This is a genomic window from Arthrobacter sp. MDT2-34-1 (genome assembly GCF_059091365.1).
The window spans coordinates 1-396 of sequence record NZ_JBNHGO010000167.1; the positions used below are offsets into that span (position 1 = coordinate 1).

1 protein-coding gene is annotated in these 396 nt (G+C 65.7%); it reads left to right on the forward strand.

From position 1 onward, the window contains the following. The coding region (locus AC5RVV_RS18205; protein WP_494002739.1) for an enoyl-CoA hydratase-related protein at positions 1-396 on the forward strand (396 nt) is incomplete at both ends.

Here is a 396-nt window from a genome sequence, read left to right on the forward strand (position 1 = left end):
AAAAACCCGCTCAGCGATGAAGCGATCCGAGCGCTTACGGCCGAACTGCAGTCCGAAGGCGTGCGGTCGGCGGGCCTGGTGGTGCTGAGAGGAGCCGGCGGCGCCTTCAGTGCCGGTGGTGACATTGCGCAGTTCCACGACTCCTTGACCGACGTCGCCTCCGAGCAATTCCACGGCACCACGGAGTTCCGGGACATGCTGGCGGCACTCGAAGCTGTGGAGGCAATTACGATCGCCGCCGTCGAGGGTCTCGCCCTCGGTGGCGGCTGTGGCCTGACCGCCGCCTGCGACTTCGCCTTCGCGGCCGATTCGGCGAAATTTGGGTGTCCGGAGATCAAGCTGGGCGCCTTTCCGATGCTGATCGCGCCAGCATTAGTCCGGGCCATCGGACCACGT